The sequence below is a fragment of the Streptomyces sp. NPDC046349 genome (genome assembly GCF_055587885.1).
This window is the reverse complement of sequence record NZ_JBVJFK010000003.1, coordinates 490,688-510,885: the sequence shown is the minus strand read 5'-3', so window position 1 is coordinate 510,885 and position 20,198 is coordinate 490,688. Positions and strand designations below refer to the sequence as shown.

16 protein-coding genes are annotated in these 20,198 nt (G+C 72.9%); 13 read left to right on the top strand and 3 right to left on the bottom strand.

The window, feature by feature from the left end; all coding sequences use genetic code 11:
• Positions 1-101: 101 nt before the first annotated feature.
• The 3 genes from ACZ6JS_RS09440 to ACZ6JS_RS09430 are packed head-to-tail and all read left to right on the top strand — an operon-like array spanning position 102 to position 2,594.
• Entirely contained in the window at positions 102-1,610 is a 1,509-nt protein-coding gene (locus ACZ6JS_RS09440) for an APC family permease (RefSeq protein ID WP_469297044.1), read from the top strand.
• A 9-nt stretch (positions 1,611-1,619) separates the two neighbouring features.
• Positions 1,620-2,045, top strand: coding sequence for a universal stress protein (locus tag ACZ6JS_RS09435; RefSeq protein ID WP_469297043.1), 426 nt, complete (start codon positions 1,620-1,622; stop codon positions 2,043-2,045).
• Between the two features lie 39 nt (positions 2,046-2,084).
• Positions 2,085-2,594, top strand: a complete 510-nt coding sequence (locus ACZ6JS_RS09430) for a GNAT family N-acetyltransferase (RefSeq protein WP_469297042.1) — start codon at positions 2,085-2,087, stop codon at positions 2,592-2,594.
• A gap of 35 nt (positions 2,595-2,629) precedes the next feature.
• Here ACZ6JS_RS09430 and ACZ6JS_RS09425 read toward each other — a convergent pair whose 3' ends face one another.
• From ACZ6JS_RS09425 to ACZ6JS_RS09415, 3 genes are all read right to left on the bottom strand, one after another.
• A complete protein-coding gene (locus ACZ6JS_RS09425) occupies positions 2,630-3,907 on the bottom strand; it encodes a cation:proton antiporter domain-containing protein (RefSeq protein WP_469297041.1) in 1,278 nt (425 codons plus the stop codon).
• Positions 3,894-4,514 (bottom strand): flavin reductase family protein, encoded by a 621-nt coding sequence (locus tag ACZ6JS_RS09420; RefSeq protein ID WP_469297040.1) that lies wholly within the window; start codon positions 4,512-4,514, stop codon positions 3,894-3,896. Before ACZ6JS_RS09420 ends, ACZ6JS_RS09425 begins: the two co-directional genes overlap by 14 nt.
• An 84-nt stretch (positions 4,515-4,598) precedes the next feature.
• Complete coding sequence (locus ACZ6JS_RS09415) at positions 4,599-6,200, bottom strand: tryptophan halogenase family protein (RefSeq protein WP_469297039.1); 1,602 nt, start codon at positions 6,198-6,200, stop codon at positions 4,599-4,601.
• 175 nt (positions 6,201-6,375) lie between these two features.
• Between ACZ6JS_RS09415 and ACZ6JS_RS09410 the strand changes: the two genes are divergently transcribed.
• The 10 genes from ACZ6JS_RS09410 (at position 6,376) to ACZ6JS_RS09365 (ending at position 20,061) form a co-directional block, all read left to right on the top strand.
• Positions 6,376-7,368 (top strand): AfsR/SARP family transcriptional regulator, encoded by a 993-nt coding sequence (locus ACZ6JS_RS09410; protein WP_469297038.1) that lies wholly within the window; start codon positions 6,376-6,378, stop codon positions 7,366-7,368.
• 127 nt (positions 7,369-7,495) lie between these two features.
• Entirely contained in the window at positions 7,496-9,007 is a 1,512-nt protein-coding gene (locus ACZ6JS_RS09405; RefSeq protein WP_469297168.1) for an aldehyde dehydrogenase family protein, read from the top strand.
• Positions 9,004-10,836: a non-ribosomal peptide synthetase gene (locus ACZ6JS_RS09400; RefSeq protein ID WP_469297037.1), complete on the top strand. Its 1,833-nt coding sequence runs from the start codon at positions 9,004-9,006 to the stop codon at positions 10,834-10,836. The genes ACZ6JS_RS09405 and ACZ6JS_RS09400 overlap by 4 nt, the downstream gene beginning before the upstream one ends.
• A gap of 3 nt (positions 10,837-10,839) precedes the next feature.
• Positions 10,840-11,586: a thioesterase II family protein gene (locus ACZ6JS_RS09395; protein ID WP_469297036.1), complete on the top strand. Its 747-nt coding sequence runs from the start codon at positions 10,840-10,842 to the stop codon at positions 11,584-11,586.
• A gap of 16 nt (positions 11,587-11,602) precedes the next feature.
• A complete protein-coding gene (locus ACZ6JS_RS09390; protein ID WP_076043097.1) occupies positions 11,603-11,806 on the top strand; it encodes an MbtH family protein in 204 nt (67 codons plus the stop codon).
• A gap of 1 nt (position 11,807) precedes the next feature.
• Positions 11,808-13,022 carry a cytochrome P450 gene (locus tag ACZ6JS_RS09385; protein WP_469297035.1) on the top strand — a complete coding sequence of 405 codons (1,215 nt, stop codon included), beginning with the start codon at positions 11,808-11,810 and terminating at the stop codon, positions 13,020-13,022.
• A gap of 15 nt (positions 13,023-13,037) precedes the next feature.
• Positions 13,038-16,976, top strand: coding sequence for an amino acid adenylation domain-containing protein (locus ACZ6JS_RS09380; protein ID WP_469297034.1), 3,939 nt, complete (start codon positions 13,038-13,040; stop codon positions 16,974-16,976).
• Entirely contained in the window at positions 16,976-17,620 is a 645-nt protein-coding gene (locus ACZ6JS_RS09375; RefSeq protein WP_469297033.1) for a 4'-phosphopantetheinyl transferase family protein, read from the top strand. The genes ACZ6JS_RS09380 and ACZ6JS_RS09375 overlap by 1 nt, the downstream gene beginning before the upstream one ends.
• Before the next feature lie 12 nt (positions 17,621-17,632).
• Complete coding sequence (locus ACZ6JS_RS09370; protein ID WP_469297032.1) at positions 17,633-18,664, top strand: winged helix DNA-binding domain-containing protein; 1,032 nt, start codon at positions 17,633-17,635, stop codon at positions 18,662-18,664.
• 119 nt (positions 18,665-18,783) lie between these two features.
• On the top strand, positions 18,784-20,061 hold the full coding sequence (locus tag ACZ6JS_RS09365) for an MFS transporter (RefSeq protein WP_469297031.1): 1,278 nt from the start codon (positions 18,784-18,786) through the stop codon (positions 20,059-20,061).
• The last annotated feature ends 137 nt before the right edge of the window (positions 20,062-20,198 follow it).

Here is a 20,198-nt window from a genome sequence, read left to right as displayed (position 1 = left end):
CGCCCCGTTCCCGACGCCCGTTCCCGACGCCCGTCCCCTACCGCGTCCGCTCGGCCCCTGCTCGCCTCGCGCGCCGGGGCCGCCTGCGTGACCATTCGTACATGAGCCATGACGGTGCGGGCGACGGCCCCCGGACGCCCACGCAGGAAGCGGGGCTCAAGGCCAACGCGATCGGCTTCCTCGACGCACTCGTGATCGGCCTGAACTCGACCTCGCCCGCCTACTCCCTCGCCGCCGTCCTCGGACCGATCGTGGCCCTCGTCGGGATCTACGCGCCGGGCGTCATGCTGGCCTCCTTCGTGCCGATGCTGCTCATCGCGGCCGCCTTCTACTACCTCAACAAGGTCGACCAGGACTGCGGGACGACCTTCTCCTGGGTGACCCGGGCCATGGGGCCGTGGGCGGGCTGGCTCGGCGGGTGGGCGATCGCCATGACGGGCGTTCTGGTCATCGGCTCGCTCGCGGACGTCGCCGTCAATTTCGGGCTGCTCGCCCTCGGACTGGACGACTGGGCCGCCAACGCCTGGATCCGGCAGGGCCTCACCGTCGCGGTGATCCTGGCCATGACCGCCATCTGCGTCATCGGCACCGAGCTGTCGGCCCACCTCCAGGACATCCTCATCCTCGCCCAGGTCTTCTTCCTCCTGACCTTCGCGGTGGTCGCCATCTACCGCATCTACGCCGGCACCAGCACCCTGGAGGAGATCGAGCCCAGCCTCAGCTGGCTCAACCCCTTCGGTGCCGGCGGCGCCGCCCTCACCGGCGGACTGCTGCTCGGCGTTTTCATGTACTGGGGCTGGGAGTCCGCCGTCAACCTCACCGAGGAGGTCGAGAACTCCGCGACGGCACCCGGCAAGGCCGGGATCTGGTCCACGGTGATCCTCCTGGTCACCTACCTGTCCGTGGGCTTCGCGGTCGTCGGCTACGCCGGCACCGTCTTCCTCGCAGAGAACGCCGCCGAGGAGGAGGCCATCTTCGCCGTCCTCGCCCACGAGGTCATGGGCGGCTGGGACTGGGTCGTGCTCCTCGCCGTCTGCACCTCCGCGCTCGCCTCCACCCAGACCACGATCATCCCCGCCTCCCGCACCGCCCTGTCCATGGCCCGCAGGCACGCGCTGCCCCCCCACCTCGCGCACATCCACCCGCGGTTCCGGACCCCTGACGTGAGCACCTGGTGGGTGGCCGGCATCGCCATCGGCTGGTACCTCGTCGTCAACCAGATCAGCGAGAACGCGCTCCTGGACTCGCTCACCGCGCTGTCCCTGCTCATCGCCTTCTACTACGCGCTCACCGGACTGGCCTGCGCCGTCTACTACCGCCGCCACCTGACGGAGAGCACGCACAACCTCCTGCTCATCGGCGTCGGCCCGGGGGTCGGCGCCGGCCTGCTGATCTGGCTGCTGGTCGAGTCGATCGGCGACATGTCGAACCCGCAGAACTCGGCGAGCGGCGTCTCCTGGCTCGGCCTCGGCCCGCCGCTCGTCATCGGGATCGCGATCGCCCTCGTCGGCGTGCTCGTCATGTGCTTCTGGCGGGTACGGGACGGCCGGTTCTGGCAGGAGCGGCGCACCGTGGTGGATCCGGCCCTCGTCCACACCCGCAAGCGCTGAGGAGTCCCGATGTCCGTGGTCCTCGGATACGACGAATCACCGGGCGCCGAGCGGGCCCTCCAGGTCGCGCTGGAGGTGGCCACCGCTTTCGGTGAACCTCTCGTCCTCGTCTACGGGGCGGCCGCCCCGGGCCCCACCGGCGAGGAGTCCCGCGCCCACCGGGAAGCCGTCCGCCAGGCGGGCCGCAGCGCCCTCGAGCACGCCGTCCTGGAGGCCGACGCCGCCGGCGTGCCCTCCACGGTCGAGGTGGCCGACGAGAAGCCCGCCCCGGCACTGCTCGACGCCGCCCGACGGCACAACGCCCGCGTCATCATCGTCGGCAGCTGGGGCGACAGCCCGATGCGCGGCGCCCTGCTCGGCTCCACCCCGCACAAGCTCCTGCACCTCTCACCGATCCCCGTGCTGTGCGTACCGACGGAGAGCGCGCCGCGATGATGCGGGCGGGCGGGCGGACCGCCCCTCTAGGATGCTTCGATGACGGAACTCCAGCGGCTCCGAGCCGAACACGCCCCGGCCCTGCTCGCCTTCGAGCGCGCCAACCGCGCCTACTTCGCGCAGTCGGTGCCCGACCGCGGAGACGCGTACTTCGCCGACTTCGACACCCGCCACGGCGAACTCCTCGCCGGGCAGGCCGCCGGCCGTGACCACCTCCACCTGATCATCGGCGGCGACGGGGAGGTGCTGGGGCGGATCAACCTGATCGACGTCGAGGACGGCTCCGCCGAACTGGGCTTCCGCGTCGCGAAGGAGGCCGCCGGCCGGGGACTGGCCACCAGCGCGGTCCGGCAGGTCCTGGTGCTCGCCGCGGGCACGTACGGGCTGCGCACCCTGCGTGCCGCGGCCGCCGTCGACAACGCCGGATCGCGCACGGTGCTGCTGCGCACCGGGTTCCTGCCGGTGGGGGAGACCGTACTGGACGGCCGTCCCGCGATCCGCTACGAACGGGACCTGGCGTCGGTACGGCAGCAGCCGGCGGGCGCCTGAACATCCGTCGGGCACCCGCCGGCCGGTTCCGGTCCTCAGGGGCGGGAGAGCGCGCTCTCGGGCGGCGCCGGCGCCCCGTCCGGCAAAGTCACCTCCTTGGCGCGCAGCCGGGTCAGCGCCGGGCTGGTGATCGCCGTCGTCACCAGTGCCATCAGCACGAGCATGGTGAACAACTGCGGCCCGATGACGCCCAGTTCCAGGCCGACGTTGAGCACCACCAGCTCGGTCAGGCCCCGGCAGTTCATCAGGGAGCCGATCGACAGGGCCTCCCGCCAGGGTCTTCCACAGGCGCGCGCCGCGCCCGCGGCGCCGCCCCACTTGCCGAGGAACGCGACCGCCAGGATGGCGGCCGTCCACAGCCACAGCTCGGGCGAGGCCGTCAGGCCCCCGATGTCGGTGCGCAGGCCCGTGTGCACGAAGAACAGCGGCAGCAGCACAGGCACCGTGAAGGCGCGCAGCCGGGCCGCCGAGACCTCGATGAGCCCCCCCGTGCGCGGGGTGATCACGCCGAACAGGAACGCCCCGAACAGCGCGTGCACGCCGATCAGGTCGGTGGCCAGCGCGGACACGCTCAGCCCGCTGAACAGCGCCACCAGCACCGCCGCGTCCCCGGCCCGGTCGGCGCGGGCCGCCCAGCGTGCCAGCAGCGGACGCACCGCGTACAGCATGAACAGCGTGAAGGCGACGGCGAGCCCGGCCGTGGTGGCCGCCTCCATCGGGGACCCCGTCGAGGAGAGGGCCACCACCAGGGCGAGCAGGCACCACGCGACGACGTCGTCCACGGCGGCGCAGGCCATGGCGAGCGCCCCGACCGGGGTCCCGTACAGGCCCCGGTCGATGAGGATCCGGGCCAGGACCGGGAAGGCCGTGATGCTCATGGCCACCGCCATGAACAGGATGAACGGCATCCGGCCCACGCCGTCCGGGGCGAAGCCGTCGTACATCGCCACGGCCAGGAGCGCGCCCAGGGCCAGCGGCAGCAGCATCCCGGCCTGGCTCACCGCCACCGCGACGCGGGTGTGGCCGCGCAGGTTCTTCAGGTCGAGCTCCAGCCCGACCAGGAACATGAAGGCGAGCAGGCCGAGCTGTCCGAGCACCGACGTGTACGGCAGTACCGACGTGGGGAACAGCGCGTGCTGGGCCTGAGGCCAGATCCAGCCCAGCAGGGACGGGCCCAGCAGGATGCCGGTGGCGATCTCGCCCACCACCGGGGGCTGGCCGAACCGGCGGCAGACGGAGGCTCCGACCTGGCAGGCGAGGATGACCGCGGGGACGGCGACCAGCAGGGCGGGCAGCGGATCAGCGGACGACACGGGTGCCTCCTTCGGCGGCGCCGGGGCGCAGAGCGGCGGACGGGTCGAGGCGGGCGGCCGGCGGCGGGACCGCGGCCGCCTGCGACCACTGGGCGTAACGGCGCAGGCCGTACAGCAGGGGCTGCGGATCCTCCCGTACCGTCACCCGGTGGACCTCGGCGAACACGGCCGTGTGGTCCCCGAAGCCTATGGTCCTGACCACGGTGCAGTCCGCGACGGCGTGGGCGTCCGCGGTCAGGTGCGGCCCGCCCGCACCCAGCGGCAGCCGCCACTCGACGCGCTCGAAGCGGTCGGGGGCGCCCGAGGCGAACAGGTCGGAGGCGCCGCGGGCCCGCTCGTGCAGCAGGTTGAGGGCGAAGGCCCCCTGGTCGAGGACCACCGCGAGCGTCGGGCTCGCCGCCCGTACGCACACCACCACGGTGGGCGGATCCAGTGCGACGCTCGCGACGGAACTGCAGGTGAGCCCATGGGGCACGGTGTCCGAATCCAACGTCGTGACGATGGAAACCCCGCTGGGGAAGGCGGCCATGAAGGGCCGGAGGTCCGCGCGGCGGTCTCTGGCCGACTCGTCCGGCGCGGCGGGATGGGGCGCGGAGCGGTGGGGCATGTCTGACTCCTGAGGTGGCTGGAAGCGACTGCGGCCCGGCAGCCGGCGGAGTGCCGTGCTGCCGGGCCGCAGACGCGGAGGGCCTTACGCGCCGTGGAGTTGGCGCAGGTAGTCGTACGCGCTGGGGAGGGTCTCCAGCAGGTTCTGCTGCTGGCGCTTGACGGTGTCGAAGAGGGGTTCGGCGCCGGCCACCGATTCGGGCCGGTGCGCGAGGGTGGGCAGCGGGGCGTCCGGCTCCAGACCGAGGCCGGCGAAGATGCAGTAGTAACTGCCGTTGGTCCAGAAGTTGCGGAACTCCGCCTCGAAGTTGCCGTAGTACGTGGACTCGTCGGTGATCGGCGAGTTGATGGGCAGACCGGCCTTGTAGGCGGAGATCTTCTGCTTGATGTTGTCGGGGAGGACCAGCTTCTTGTTGGCCTGCCAGAACGGCGTGTCGTTGCGCGGCGCGTAGAAGAAGTGCGCCTGGATGAAGTCGCGGGTGTCGTCGAACATCACCTCGATCTCGTTGTTGAAGCTGTCGATCAGACCCTCGTTGAAGGTCTTGTCCGGGAAGTGCTTGGCCAGCTGGTAGATCGCGGCCGTGATGAAGTAGATGCCGGTCGACTCCAGCGGCTCCAGGAAGCAGGACGACAGGCCGATGCTGACGACATTCTTCACCCACGCCCGGCGGTTGCGGCCGACCCGGAAGCGGATGTGGTTGAACTTCGTCGCCTCGGCGTCCAGGCCCCACATGTCGGCGAACTCGCGGGTGGCGGTGTCCTGGTCGGCGAACTTGCTGGAGTACACGTAGCCGGTGCCGAAGCGGCCCAGCATGGGGATCTTCCAGGCCCAGCCGGAGGACATGGCGATCGCCGAGGTGTACGGCTCCACCCCGTTCGCCTCGTCGTCGTGCGGGACGGCCGTGGCCACCGCGCTGTCGCACAGCAGGTGGTCGCTCATGTCGATGAACGGCTCCTGCATCGCCTGGTTGATCAGCAGCCCGCGGAAGCCCGAGCAGTCCACGAACAGGTCGGCGTCCAGGGCCAGCCCGCCCTTGGTGTGCAGCGTCGTCACGTAACCGCGGGAGTCCTGCTCGACCCGGACCATCTCGTCCTGCACGTGGGCCACGCCCTGCTTCTCGGTGGCGAAGCGGCGCAGGAAGTCGGCCACCAGCTGGGCGTCGAAGTGCCAGGCGTACCGGGTGGCGGGCCGGCCGTCGAGCCAGCGCGGGGCCTTCATCGCGTCCATCACGGGGGGCTCGCGGAAGCAGGCGTAGTCGAACGGCTCGGTGGTGCGGCCCTCGTACTTGCGCTTGAACCAGTAGTGCGACAGCGGCGTCTGGTCGTAGTCAGGCAGCAGCCCGAAGGGGTGGTAGAAGTGGTCCGGGCCGCCGCCCGGCAGCTCCCGGGCCGTCGACTCGCCCTGCCCGTCGGTGCGCCAGTTGACGAAGCGCACGGCCATCTTGAAGCTGGCGTTGCACTCCCGCATCCACTCGTCCTCGGCGATCCCCAGGTAGTCGAAGAACGAACGCTGGAGATTGGGCACGGTGGCCTCGCCGACCCCGATGCGCGGGATCGTCGGCGCCTCCAGGACGGTGATGTCGACCGTTCCCTGGAGCGCCTTGCCGAGATACGCGGCCGTCATCCAGCCGGCCGTGCCGCCTCCCAGGATGACGACCTTCTGAAGCCGGGTGTCGGTGCTGGTCATGAAACAGCCCTCATTTCGGAGTCGGCGGTTCGGGTGGTCGTGCTCATCAGTGTCGAAAAACGCCCTATCACCGCCCTACACCGCAAAGATCCGGCCGTTGTAGGCCCGATATAGGCCCCCCGAACACACTCTTCGCAGGCAGAGCGGCAGGCGGGACGACGACCGGGAGGACGCGATGACCACCGCAGCGACCGAGACAGCGGGGCCGGCGGTACGCGTCCGCTTCCTGGGCGATTTCGAGCTGACCGTGAACGGCACCCCCGTACGGCGCTGGCGGGCCGGCAAGGCCCGCGGCCTCTTCCAGTACCTCGTCGTCCACCGCGGCCAGATGCTCACTCGCGACCGGCTCTACGAGTCCCTGTGGCCCGGCACCGACAGCACCGCCGGCAGTTCGCTCAAGGTCGCCGCCCACGCCCTGCGCCAGGTGCTCGACGCCCACCCCGACCGGCCCGGAGACTCCGGGATCCAGCTGGTCTACCGCGACTTCGGCTACGTCCTGCACGTCAACGGCCTGTGGTCCGACCTCGACCGCTTCCAGGAGCTCGTGCACGCCGGCCTGCGCGCCGCCGGCGTCGGCGACACCGTGCTCGCCCGGACCCGGCTGCGAGCGGCGATCGCCCTGTACGGCGGCGAATTCCTGCGCGGCGAGAGCGCCGACTGGGTCGTCGAACAGCGCGAATACCTCCGGGCGCTGGTCCTGCGGGCCCTGGGCGTGCTGCGCGCCGACGCCGAGGACCGCGAGGACTTCGTGGAACTGATCGAGCTCTGCAAGCGCACGCTTGAGATCGACCGCCACCACGAGGAGACCTACCGCGCGCTGATGGCCGCGCACGGCCGCCGCGGCGAACTGGCATGCGTACGCCGCTGGTACGAGTTGTGCGCCCGCCGGATGCGCGACGAACTGGCCGTGGCACCCGGCCAGGAGACCCAGCGCCTGCTGCGCACCCTGATCCCGGCCGCCGCCCGCGGCGCCGCTCCCGCCCCGGCCTCCGTCGGCGGCGCCCCCGCCACGGTCCGCGCGCTGCGGCCCGCCGGCCGCCAGCCCGGAACACCTCCGTGGAGCGCGGAGGTCCGTACGACCGCCCTGGCCCGCCCCGTCCGCAGGGCCAGGCCCGACAACCGGGCCCCGGCCGTCCTGGCCCGCACCGCGGACCCCGCGACCGCGTGACCGACGCAGCTGTTCAGCGAGCCCGTGAATCCCGTGACCGAGTGAGGAACCCACCGTGACCGTGCTGACCGTGCCGACCGCGCCGCAGGACTCCAGACCGCCCGGCGGCGAACCGAACGCGGCCCCGCTGCCGCCCCGTTACACCGACCAGTGGATCGGCGGCTCCTGGGTGGCCTCCGAGGCCGACGGCCGCCTCGTCGTGACCGACCCCGCCACCGAGCTCGCCCTGGCCACCGTGCCCGCCGGCACCGCCCGGGACGCCGACCTCGCGGCCCGTGCCGCCGCCGCGGCCTTCGAAGGCTGGGCGGCCACCCCGCTGCGCGAACGGACCGCTCTGCTGCGCAGGGTCGTCGAGGCCATGGAGGTACGGGCCGAACGCTTCGCCGAGGTCATCACCGCCGAGGTCGGCGCGCCCGCCCGGATGGCCCGCCACACCCACGTCGGACTGTCCCTCGGCATGGCCGCGCACTGCGTCGAGACCGCCGCCTCCTACGCCTTCGAGGAGCGGGTGGGCCACTCGCTCGTCGTGCGCGAGGCCGCCGGAGTGGCCGCCTGCATCACCCCGTGGAACACCCCGCTGCTGCTCACCGTGCAGAAGATCCTCCCGGCGCTCGCGGCCGGCTGCACCGTGGTGCACAAGCCGAGCGAGATCACCCCGCTGCACGCCCGGCTGCTCGCCGAAGCCATTGCCGAGGCCGACCTGCCGCCCGGCGTCTTCAACATGGTCGTCGGCACCGGCGACACCGTCGGCACGGCACTGGTCACCCACCCGCTGGTCGACGTGGTCTCCCTGACCGGTTCCACCCGGGCCGGGCGCGACGTCTCCGCGCTCGGCGCCGACCGCGTCAAGCGCGTCCACCTCGAACTCGGCGGCAAGAACGCCAGCCTCGTCCTCGACGACGCCGACCTGGCCGCGGCGGTCGCCGCCACCGTCGACCAGATGCTCTTCAACACCGGCCAGACCTGCCTGCAGTGGAGCCGGCTGCTGGTGCCGCGCGAGCGCCAGGACGAGGCCGTGGAGCTCGCCGTCCGGGCCATGGACGGCTACGTCACCGGCGACCCGCGCGATCCCGCGACGGACCTCGGCCCGCTGGTGTCCGCGGCCGCGCACGATCGCGTCACCGGATACATCCGCCGCGGCGTCGAGGAGGGCGGAGCACGCCTGGTCCACGGCGGCCCCGACCGGCCCGACGGCCTGGACACCGGCTACTACGTCCGGCCGACGGTCTTCGCCGACGTCGACCCGCTCACCACGATCGCCCAGGAGGAGATCTTCGGACCGGTGCTGTCCGTCATCCCCTACGACGACGAGGAGCAGGCCGTCCGCATCGTCAACGGCACCCGCTACGGCCTGCACGGCGCGGTCTGGTCCGGCGACGACGCCCGCGCCGAGAAGGCGGCGCGCCGCTTCCGCTCCGGCCTGGTCGACGTCAACGGCGGCCAGTTCAACCCGGCCGCGCCGTTCGGCGGGTTCAAGCAGTCCGGGATCGGGCGCGAGTGCGGCACGGCCGGACTGGAGGCGTTCCTGGAGACCAAGTCGATGCAGCTCCCGCAGGGCGCGGGCGGCCAGGTGGTCGGCCCCCGGCTGCGGGCCACCGAAGCCGCCCGCCCCGCGGACACCGAGAGGAACGACGGATGACCGAGCCCCATGCCGGGCCGGCCGGGGCGAACGCCCCGGGCGGGCTCCCGCCGCTGTTCGCCCGCCTGGAACGGTGGACCCGTGAACAGCCGAACGAGACCGCGGTCAAGGCCGTGGACGGCAACCTCACCTACGCGGCGCTGACCGCCCGCACCGCCCGCTACGCCGCCGCCCTCGCCCGCGCCGGGGTCGGCCCGGAGACCTCGGTGGGGCTCCTGCTGGGCCGGTCCCGGGAGAGCGTGCCCGCCCTGCTCGCCGTCTGGAGCCTGGGCGGGACCGCCGTACCGCTGGACCCCGGGCACCCCGTGGAACGCCTCGGCGGCGTTCTGCACGACGCCGGGGCCGCCGTCCTCGTCGCCACCGGAGTGCCCGCCGGCCTGGAAACGGGCGGGACGGTCCTCCTGACCCCCCGCGAGGTCCGGCGCGGCGCCCCCGGCGCGCTCGCCGTGTCCCTGCCCGCCCCCGACAGCTGTGCCTACCTCATCTACACCTCCGGAACCACCGGCCGCCCCAAGGGCGTCGAGGTCACCTACCGCGGCCTGGACACCTTCGTCGAGGCCCTCCGCGGACTCGGCCTGCCCCCCGGCGGACTCGGACTCAACGCCGTCTCGCCCGCCTTCGACGGCTGGCTCTGGTGCACCCTGCTCTACCTCGTCCACGGCCAGGGGGTGGCTCTCACCGACCTCTCCCTCGAGGGGCTGCGGCAGGCCGCCGCGGAGGGCCGCGAGCCGCTGCCCGCCGGACTGCGCACCGTCTCCCTCACGCCGTCGCTGCTCGCCGCCCACGGCGCCGGGCTCGACCCGGCCGAGGTGGTCGTCGTCGCGGGGGAGGCCTGCCCGGCCGCGCTGGCCGAGCGCTTCGCCCGGGGCCGCCGGCTGCTCAACGTGTACGGGCCGACGGAGGTGACCATCGCCGCCACCTGGGCCGACAGCCGACGAGGGGACGACGTGACCAGCATCGGACGACCGCTGCCCGGCTACCGGGCGTACGTACTCGACGAGGAGCTGCGGCCGGTGCCCGCGGGCACCGAGGGCGAGCTCTACCTCGGCGGACCCGCCGTCGCCCGCGGCTACCGGGGCCGCCCCGGACTCACCGCGAGCCGCTTCCTGCCGGACCCGTTCCAGGGCGGCGGCACCCGCATGTACCGCACCGGCGACGTGGTGATCCGCCGCGACGGCGGCGAACTGGAGTACCGGGGCCGCCGGGACGACCAGGTGAAGGTCCGCGGCCACCGCATCGAGCTCGGCGAAGTGGAGCGCGTGGCCGCCGAACTCCCCGAGGTCGTCGCCGCCGCCTGCTGCCCGCTGGCGGCGGGGCAGACCCTCGGCCTCGCCGTCGTCGCGGCACCCGGGGTCGCCGACCCGGCCGGCCTCGCCACCCGGGTCGTGGAGCGCTGCCGCAAGCAGCTGCCCGCCGCGGCGGTACCGGCCACCGTGCGGGTGCTGGACCGGATCCCGACCCTGACCACCGGAAAGGCCGACCGCGCGGCACTGGCCCGGGCCCTGGAGGAGCCGGAACGCCGCGACGGCCCCGGCGCGTCCGGGGGCGCCACCGTGAGCTCGAGCGAGCACACCGTGATGACCGTGTGGGCCGAGGTGCTCGCCACCGAGGTGCCCGGCCCCGAGTCCGACTTCTTCGACCTGGGCGGTCACTCCCTGGCCGCCGCCCGCGCGGTCTCCGAGCTGCGCCGCGCCACCGGCCTGCGCGTCGGCCTCGGTGCGCTGCTGGCCCGGCCGACGGTCGCCGACGTCGCCGCCGAGATCGACCGGCTCGCCGCCGAACAGGGCGTGCCCGCAGCGGATGCGGCCGCCGCCGCCGAAGGGGCGTAGGCCATGGGCACCTGGATCTCCACCTGGGCGGCAAACCCCGCCGACCCGGCCCTGCCCGTGCTGCTGTGCCTGCCCCCCGCCGGGGCCGGCTGCCAGCAGTTCCGCGCCTGGCAGCCCGCGCTGGACGGCACTGCGCAGGTGTACGGCGTACAGCTCCCGGGCCGGGAGAACCGCTGGCGCGAGCCCATGCCGGACACCTTCGACGAGGCCGTCGAGGCCATCGCTGCCGAACTGGTGTCCACCGTCGGGAACCGGCCGCTGATCGTCTTCGGCCACAGCTTCGGCGGCCTCCTCGGCTACGAGGTCTCCCGCCGGGTCACCCCGCGCGCGCTGGTGGTCAGCGGCTGCCGGGCGCCCGGCCACTGGACCGGAGCCGGCCGCGGCATCGTCGACGACGGAGAGGAGCTGGACAAGCTCTTCGACACCGCCGACCTCGACCCCCGGCTCCTCGACGAGGACACCCGGGCCCTGATGGTGGGGATGCTCCGCAAGGACGCCCAGCTGTCCCTGAGCTACGTCCACAAGCCGGGAACCCGCCTGTCCGTACCCGTGCACGCCTGGGGCGCCGACGGCGACGAGACCGTCAGCGCGGCCGACCTGGACGGCTGGGCGGCGGTCACCACCGCCGGCTTCACCCGGCACACCACCACCGGCGGACACCACGCCGTACTGCGCCGCCCCCAGCCCGTACTGGACCACCTGAGCGCCCTGCTGCGGGGCGAGAGCGCGTCCCTCGCCCCGACCGCCTGACAGCCCGCCCGCACCCATCGGCCCGAGCCCGGAGGACACCGTGCCCACCACCCACCAGGTCCTCGTGAACCACGAGGGGCAGTACGCGCTGTACCCCGCCACGCGCGAGACGCCCGACGGCTGGACGCCGGCCGGCTTCGACGGCACCGAGGACGAATGCGCCGCCTTCGTCGACGCCCACTGGCCCGACATCCGCCCGCTCAGCCTGCGAGGAGCCTGAGATGGAGATCGACCTGCTCGACCCGGGCCCCTTCGGCCGCAACGACTTCTGGCCGACGTTCACCTGGCTGCGCGCCAACTCGCCGGTCCACTGGCACCCCGAACCCGGCAGCGACGACGGCGGCTTCTGGGCGCTGAGCCGGCACCGCGACATCATGAAGGTCTACGCCGACAGCGACACCTTCCTGTCGGCCCGCGGGATGCGGCTGGGCAGCGACCCCGCCGCCGTCGCCGCCGTCGCCCAACGCATGCTCATCGTCTCCGACGTCCCGCACCACACCCGCCTCAAGCGGGCCCTCGGACAGGCCTTCGGCCCGCAGCAGATGCCCCGCCTTGAGGCCCTCGTCGAGCAGGTCGTCGCCGACCTGGTCACCGAGGCCGCCGAACGCGACGAGCTGGACTTCATCGACCTCGCCAAGCAACTGCCCAACCGGGTGGTCTGCGCGATCCTGGGCATCCCGCGCCCCGACTGGGCCTGGATCGGCGCACTGACCACCGACGCCTTCGACTCCCCGGACGAGGCGGTGCGCAGCAGCGCCCACTCGGAGATCTTCCTCTACTTCATCGAGCTGCTCGCCGAACGCCGGGCCCGCCCCGGCGACGACCTCGTCAGCCAGATCGCCCACGACACCCTCGTGGACGAGGGCGACGGAAGCGAACGGCCGCTCAGCGACCACGAGATCGTCTTCAACCTCAACGGCGTCCTGTCCGGAGCCAACGAGACCACCCGCTACTCGGCGGCCGGCGCGGTCCACATGTTCGCCGAGCACCCCGACCAGTGGCGGCTGCTGCGCGGCCTCGGACCCGACGGCATCGCCCCGGCGGTCGAGGAGATCCTGCGCTGGACCACGCCCGGGGTGCACGCCCTGCGCACCGCCGCCCGCGCCACCGAGATCAACGGGATCCCCATCGCCGAGGGCGCCCGGGTGACGCTGTGGAACGTCTCGGCCAACCGGGACGAGGACGTCTTCGCCGACCCCCACTCCTTCCGGGTCGACCGCCGCCCCAACCGGCACGTCGCCTTCGGCCACGGCCGTCACCTCTGCCTCGGCGCCCGCCTCGCCCGCTTCGAACTCGGCGCCCTGCTCACCGAGATGCTCGCCGTACTGGACGGGTTCGAACTGACCGGGCCCGCCACCTTCAACTCGTCCAACTTCACCTGGGGGATCAACAGTCTCCCCGTGCGGCTGCTGCGCAGCCGAGCCTTCGCGAAGTAAGAAAGGGCCCGTACTGTGACCACCGCACTCGTCGACTTCAACCGTTCGGACGCCGCGTTCCCCGCAATCGGGTACCCGGAACTCCTCGCCGGACAGGCCGCCCGCACCCCCACGGCCACGGCCCTCGCGCAGGGCGACCGCACCTGGACCTACGCCGAACTGGAGACCGCCACCAACCGCCTGGCGCACGCGCTGATCGCCCGCGGCGCCGGCCCCGGCACCAGGATCGGCCTCTGCTACCCGCGCAGCGCCGAATACGTCCTCGGCTCCCTGGCGATCCTCAAGACGGGCGCCGCGATCGTCGCCCTCGACCCGGTCAACCCCGACGACCGGCTCGCCGCGATGATCGCCGACGCCGACCCGCTGCTCGTGCTCACCCCGGCCGAACTCGCCCGCCGGATACCGCAGGACGTCCCGCGGGCCGAGGCCGCCACCGCCGGCCAGGGCATGCCCGAGACCGCACCCGCGTCCGTGACCCGCCCCGACACCATCAGCCACCTCATCTACACCTCCGGCTCCACCGGTACCCCCAAGGCCGTACTGGAGCGGCACGGCGCGCTCACCAACCTGGTCCACTGGACCAAGCGCGCCTACGGGGTCCGGCCCGGCGACCGCGCCTCCTGGATGTCCACCCCCGGCTTCGCCGTCCAGATCATGGAGTGGCTCGCCTATCTGCCGGCCGGCGCCGCGATCCACATCCCCGAGGCGGGCCAGGCGCAGACCCCCGAGCAGATCCGCGACTGGCTGGCCGGCGAGGGCATCACCCACACCATGCTGGTGGCCGCGCTGGCCGAGGCAGTGTGGGGCCTGACGTGGCCGGCGGACACGGCGCTGCGGGTCCTCGTGACCACGGCCGAGCGCGTCCACAGCTGGCCGCCCGTCGACACCCCCTTCCGCGTGGTGATGACGTACGGCACCACCGAGACCACCAACGTGCTGTCCTGCCTCGACCTCGGCGCCGGCATCGACTTCACGAGCCAGGCCACCTCCGAGGAGGTCCGCGCCACCCGCCAGGTCCCGGTCGGCGTCCCCATCGCCAACCTCCGGGTGCACCTCCTGGACGACGAAGGCCGCCCGGTCCCCGAGGGCGAGGTCGGCCGGCTCCACGTCTCCGGCGCCGGCGTCGCGGCCGGGTACCACGGCCGCCCCGAGCTCACCGCCGCCAAGTTCCACCCCAACTTCCTGCCCGACGACCCGCACCCCGTGCTCTACGACACCGGCGACCTCGCCCGCCGCCGCGAGGACGGCGCCGTCGAGCTCCTCGGCCGCTCCGACTCCCAGGTCAAGATCCGCGGCTTCCGCGTCGAGCTCGGCGAGGTGGAGACGCACATCGCGCGCCTCGACGCCATCGCCGAGGCCGTCGTCGTCACCCAGGAGCGCGGCCCGGGCGACAAGCGGCTGATCGCCTACGTGTCCCCGGCCGGCGGGGCCGAACCCGAGTCGGCCACCGTGCGCGCCGAGGTCGCCCGGACCCTGCCCTACTACATGGTCCCCGCCGCCGTCGTCGTGCTGCCCTCCCTCCCCCGGCTGCCCAACGGCAAGGTCGACCGCCGCAGCCTGCCCGAGCCCCCCGCAGGCCGCGACGGCGTCGGCGCCGGCTACGAGGCACCGCGCAACGAGGTCGAGGACGGGCTGAGCCGACTGTGGGCCGACGCGTTCCGCACCGACGGCGTCGGCATCCACGACAACTTCTTCGAGCTGGGCGGACATTCGCTGCTCGCCTTCCAGCTCATCGACGAGATCCGCCGCCGCTACGGCGTCGAGCTGAGCCTCTCCGACCTGTCCACCTGCCCCACCGTCGCCGAGCTCGCCACCCTGGTCACCACCGAACGCGCGGGCGGCCGCGGCTCCTTCGGCGGACTCCCGGCGATCGTCCCCGACCCGGCCGCCCGCTTCCAGCCGTTCCCGCTGACCGAGAGCCAGCAGGCCCTGTGGATCGGCCGCGGCGGGCTCGTCGAACTCGGCAACGTCGGCTGCCACGGCTACTTCGAGTGGGAGAGCGAGAAGCTCGACGTCCCCCGCTTCGAGCGAGCCTGGCGCCGCCTCGTCGAACGCCACGACGCCCTGCGCACCCGGGTCCTGCCCGACGGCACCCAGCAGGTCTTCGAGGAGATCCCGGCGTACGAGATCCCCGTCACCGACTTCGGCGGCCTCGACGAGGAGACCCGCGCGGCCGAACTGGCCGACCTGCGTGAGCGGCTCTCCCACCAGGTGCTCGACGCCGACGCCTGGCCGCTGTTCGACGTGCGGATCAGCCTCCTCGGCGGCGGACGGGCCCGGATCCACCTCTCGCTGGACTTCCTCGTCGCCGACGCCTGGAGCTACTTCCAGGTCCTCATCCCCGACCTGGTCACCTACTACGTGGAACCTGACGCCGAACTCGCCCCGCTGGAGCTGACCTTCCGCGACTACGTGCTCGCCGTCGGGAACTCGCTGCGCGACAGCGAGATCTACCGCCGCTCCGAGTGGTACTGGCGCGACCGCCTCGCCACCCTCCCGCCCGCCCCCGAACTGCCCGGGCGCCCGGCCGACGCCCCCGAGCTGCCCGTCCGGTTCGAGCGGCGCAGCCACGTCGTCTCCCCGGAGCTGTGGACGCGGATCCAGGAGCGGGCGCACGCCCGCGAGGTGACCCCCTCCGGGGTGCTGGCCGCCGCCTACGCCGAGATCCTCGGCAAGGCCTCCGGCCAGGCCCGGTTCACCATCAACTTCCCGCTCTTCAACCGGCTCCCGCTGCACCCCCAGGTCAACGCCCTGCTCGCGGACACCACCACCACCCTGCTGCTCGCCGTCGAACAGCAGGACTCCACCTTCGCCGGACGCGCGCAGGCCGTCCAGCGCCGCCTCTGGGCCGACCTGGAGCACCGCTACTTCAGCGGGGTGCAGGTCCTGCGCGAGCTGACCAAGCTGCGCGGCTCCCTCGCCCCGGCCATGCCCGTGGTGATGACCAGCCTGGCCGGCCACCCGCCGCAGTACGAGGAGACCGAGCTCGGCGCCCCGGTCTACGGCATCTCCCAGACCCCCCAGGTCTCCCTCGACTTCCAGGTCTTCGAGAAGCCCGAAGGACTCACCTTCAACTGGGACTTCCTGCCCGCCGTCTACCCCGACGGCCTCATCGACGCCATGTTCGAGGAGTTCACGGCGCTGCTGGAGGCCCTCGGCGAGGACGAGGTCTGGGAGCGGTACTCCCCGCCGCCCGGCGCGGACGGTACCGGCGCGGCCAAGGCCGAGGAGCGCGACACCGGCGACGCCTGGGAGCGCTACTGGGCCGGCATCCGGCGCACCGGCCGCGGCGGCGACGTCATCTGGGACGCCGACAGCGGCGAGGAGTTCCAGTGGCTCCTCGACCAGGCGCAGCGCCACTTCCGCGGAGACCTGCCGCTCATCGACCTCGGCTGCGGCAACGGCCGCTACAGCCGCGAACTCGCCCCGCACTACCCGTCGGTCATCGGCGTCGACGTCTCCGCCAGCGCCATCGACCACGCCAAGCGCGAGGCCGAGGGCGTGGCGAACGTCGACTACCTGGCGATCGACATGACCGACGCCGAACAGGCCGCAGTCCTGGGGGAGGGGCCCTACAACATCTTCGTCCGCGGCGTCTTCCACGTCCTGGACACCGAGGCCCGGGCCCGGCTCGCCGCTGTCGCCGACCGGCTGCTGGGCGACGAGGGCACTCTGATCGTGCACGAGCCCGACTACTCCAGCAACTCCTTCGGCTACCTGGGCTTCGTGGGCGGCAAGCGCGGCCGCGCCGAGGACCTCGTCGGTCCGCTGGAGGCGGCCGGCGTCCGGCACTCGCACCGCTTCACCCGGCCCGAACTGGCCGAGGCCTTCGGGGCGGACGGCTGGGAGATCGTCGAGGACGAGGCGATAGAACTCCACGCCATCGACCCCCAGTCGGACTCCGACGCGCTGCGACTGCCCGGCTACTACGCGGTGCTGCGCCGCAGGCGCTGATGGCCGGTCTCGCACTGGCCGGGCCGACCGGAGCGGTGCTGGCCGCGGCAGGGGACGTACGGGAGCTGCTGACCCGTACCGAACTGGACCGCGCCGGCGCCCTCCGGTCGGCCGCCGACCGGGACGACTTCCTGGCCGCGCACGCACTGGTCCGGCTCTGCGCCGGGCGGCTCCTGGGCCGCCCGGCGCAGAGCCTCACCGTCGTTCAGAGCTGCGGCTCCTGCGACCGGCCGCACGGCAGGCCGCGGCTCATCGAGGCGCCCGGCACCGGCGTCAGCCTCGCGCACGCCCGGGGCTGGGTCGCGGCGGCCGCGGCCGCCGGTCCCGTCGGCGTGGACGTGGAGGCCGTCGGCGAGGCGGAGATGGACTGGCGGACGGCCCAGGCCGTCTGCACCGGGAAGGAACTGGCCGCCCTGCGGTCGGACACCCACCCGCGGCGCGCCTTCCTGCGCCAGTGGGTACGAAAGGAGTCCCTGGTCAAGGTCGGGGTGGGCACGCTCGACGAGCCGGCCCGCCTCGACGTTCCCGTATACGGGCAGGAGCCGCCGCGCTGGCACGGCTGGCGGCTGCTGGACTGGGGCGGCGCGGAGGCCGTCGGATGCGTGGCGGCCCGCGAGGAGATGCGGCTGCGGCTGCTCGGCTGAAAGACTGGACACGTGGAACGACGTACGACCGAACGGCTGCTCAGGGCGCGCGCACAGGCGATCGGGGGCGGGGTCCGGGAGGACTCCGTCGCCGCCGTCCTGGACCGCGTGCTGGCCGTCCAGGCCCAGGACCTGCCCGCGGCGGAGCTCGGGCTGCGGGCGCGGGCCCGCGGGCTGACGCAGGAGGCGGTCCGCCGGGCCGTCGACACCGAACGCAGCGCCGTACGCGGCTGGTTCATGCGCGGCACCCTCCAGCTGGTGCCCGCCGCCGACGCCCGCTGGCTGCTGGGCCTCTTCGGCCCCGTATACCTCGCGCTCGCCGCGCGGCGCCTGCGCGAACTCGGCCTGGACGAGGCCCTGTGCACGCGCTCGGAGCGGCTCATCGCCGACGCGATCGCCGCGGAGGGCCCGCTGACCCGTGCCCAGCTCACCGACCGGCTCACCACCCTCGGGGTCGAGCCGAAGGGGCAGTCCGCCTTCCACCTCATCCGCCGTGCGGCCCTGGCCGGCGTGATCTGCCACGGACCACAGCAGGGCGGCGACGCCACCTTCGTCCTCCTCGACGACTGGCTGCCCGCCGCCGGACCCCTGCCGTACACCGGGGAAGCGGCCGTACGGGAGCTCGCACGGCGCTACCGAGCGGCACACGGGCCCTCCGACGCCCTCGACTTCGTCCACTGGTCGGGGCTGAAGACCACGGCAGGCAGAAGTGCGTGGACCGCCGTACGGGAAACCGCTCCCGAAGCCCCTCCCGCCGCTGGCGAACCCGACGTACGGCTGCTGCCGGCCTACGACAACTACCTCGTCGGCTATCGCAGCCGGGACCTGTCGGTGCCCGTGGAGCACGAGCGCCGGGTGTGGCCCGGCGGCGGGCAGATCCGCGCCACCGTGGTGGTCGACGGCCTGGCCGTCGGCACCTGGTCGGGCGGCCGCCGCGGGACGCCGGTCAAGGTCGAGCCCTTCCCCGGGACCGAGCCCCCGAGCCCCGCCGTGGCCGCCGGAATCGCCCGCGAGAGCGCCGACATCGCACGCTTCTCCAGCTGAGCTCATCGCATGTCTACAAGCGGTCTATAGTCCCGGAATTCATAACCGCGGTCTAACTCCGCGTCCATAGCGTCAGTGCCGTCCGACAATTCCGTACCCAATCAGAAAAGGGCGTCGACATGGCACTCGGTCGGCATTCCGATTTCAATCGCCTGTGGTTCGGGCAGACCGTCAGCAACTTCGGCGACAAGATCTCCCTTCTCGCGCTGCCGACCCTCGCGGTCGTGGTGCTGGACGGCGGAGCCTTGGAGGTCGGCGTGCTCGGCGCGCTGCGCTTCCTCCCCTTCCTGCTGCTCGCCCCGATCGCAGGGCTGGTGGCCGACAGGGTCTCGAGGCGCACCGTCATGATCGTCGCCGACCTGGGACGTTTCCTGGCCCTGGCCACGATCCCGCTGGCATTCGCGCTCGACTCCGTCAGCATGACCCACCTCTTCATCGTGGCCGGCATCACCGGCTGCCTCACCACCTTCTTCGAGGTCTCGTACCAGTCCTGGCTGCCCCAGCTCATCGGCACCGAGAACCTCATCGAGGGCAATACCAAGCTGCAGATCAGCCGCAGCGTCGCCGAGGCGGTCGGCGCCGGCGCGGGTGGCGCACTCATCCAGCTGCTCGGCGCCGCACGCGCCATCACCGCCGACGCGTTCACCTTCCTCATCTCGCTCATCGCCCTGCTGGTCATCCGCCACCGGGACGTGCGCGAGCGGACCGAGGATCGGAAGGCCTCCGCGAAGGCGGAGATGAAGGAGGGCATGAAGACCCTCTTCGGCAACCCGGTCCTGCGCGGCCTGTTCACCGCCAACGTCGTGGTCAACCTCGGTGCCGCGATGGGCGACGCCATCCTGATCGTCTACGCGTACAAGGAGCTGAACCTCAGCCCCGGCCAGGTCGGTGCCGCATTCGCCGTCATGTCGGTCTTCGTCATCGTCGGCGCGGTGCTCTCCGAGGTCGTCTCCAAGAGCCTCTCGGTGGGCCGCCTGCTGGTCATCACCGCGGTCGTGCTCGGCGCCGGCTACATCCTCGTCCCGACGGGCGGCGCGGTCGGCGGCTTCGTCGGACTGATCGTGGTCCAGGCCGTCATCGGCTTCGTCTCCCCGATGTTCGACATCCACGTCCTCAGCCTGGTGCAGGGTGTCACCCCCAACGAGCAGATGGGCCGCGTCAGCGGCACCGCGCTCTCGGCGGTGTACGGCGCCCTGTCCCTCGGCTACTTCGCCGGCGGTGCGCTCGGCGAGGCGATCGGCCTGACCGGCGGCCTCGCGGTGGCCGGCGCCGTCACCATCATCGGCGGCCTGACCCTGCTCAGCGGGCCGGTCGCCAAGATCAAGGAAATGCCCGGCGGCGACGACACCGCCGAGGAGGGATCCCCGGCCGCGGACGAGGCCAGGATCACCGCCTGACGGTCCAGCCCCACGGGAGCGGGTGCCCGCCGAGCGGCACCCGCTCCCCACACCCGCACCCGCACACCCGCGCCCGAACGGGCACACCCGCACACCCGCACCGCGCCCGAACGGGCACACCGCACGCCCGCGCCGCG